Here is a 991-nt window from a genome sequence, read left to right on the forward strand (position 1 = left end):
GAACTGCGCGAGAAGCTGGTGTTCTTGAAAAAAGCAGCCGCCTTCTTCGCGGCCGAGACTCGATGACGCTCGCCAAGTTCGAGCTGATCGAGGCGGAGAAGGCCAACCATCGCATCACGGCGATGTGTCGATGGCTGCAGGTCTCGCGCTCGGGCTACTACGAGTGGCGCGATCGGCCGGCCTCGGCCACCGCCCAGCGGCGCGACCACTTGGCCGCCCTGATCAAGCTGATCTTCACCGGCAGCCACGAAACCTACGGCCACCGGCGCATCCACGCCGCCCTGGCCCGCCAAGGCGAGGAGTGCTCGGCCGAACTGGTCCGCGCGCTCATGCGCCAGCAGGGCCTCACCCCGGTGCAGGCACGAGTCTTCCGCCCGGCCACGACCGAGCAGGGCACCTTCCGCGGCATCCCTGACCTGGTCCGGCGCGACTTCACCGCCGAGCGGCCCGGCATCAAGCTGGTGGGCGATGTCACCTACATCCGCACCTGGGAGGGCTTTCTCTACCTGGCCACCGTCATCGACTGCCACAGCAAGGCGGTACTGGGCTGGGCAATGGCCGACCGCAACCGCACCGAACTGATCACCGACGCGCTACGCATGGCCGTCAGCACCGGCCGGATCGCCGCCGGCGCCATCTTTCACGCCGACCGTGGCTCGAACTACACCAGCCACGCCTTCGGTCGCCTGTGCACCACCCTGCAGATCCGTCGCTCGGTCGGCCGCACCGGCGTCTGCTACGACAACGCGATGGCCGAGTCGTTCTTCTCCGCACTCAAGACCGAATGGCTCAACCACTACGTATTCAGCTCCCGGGCCAAGGCCAAACAGCAGGTCATCCGCTACATCGAAGGCTTCTACAACCGCCGCCGACTGCACTCCGCATTGGGCTACCGGCCGCCCCAGGAAGTCCTCAACGAACACGATTCATCCCAGATGGCCGCGTAGGCTACGCCCGCAAGCTGGCTGTCCGGAAAACGCTAGGCCCCTCA

1 protein-coding gene is annotated in these 991 nt (G+C 66.3%); it reads left to right on the forward strand.

Annotation, left to right across the window (positions count from 1 at the left end; all coding sequences use genetic code 11):
* On the forward strand, nt 1–947 hold a 947-nt coding region (locus tag FVE25_RS53655), incomplete at its 5' end, for an IS3 family transposase (RefSeq protein ID WP_157255262.1).
* Between the last annotated feature and the right edge of the window lie 44 nt (nt 948–991).

Source organism: Nonomuraea typhae (assembly GCF_009760925.1).
Classification (GTDB): Bacteria; Actinomycetota; Actinomycetes; order Streptosporangiales; family Streptosporangiaceae; genus Nonomuraea; species Nonomuraea typhae.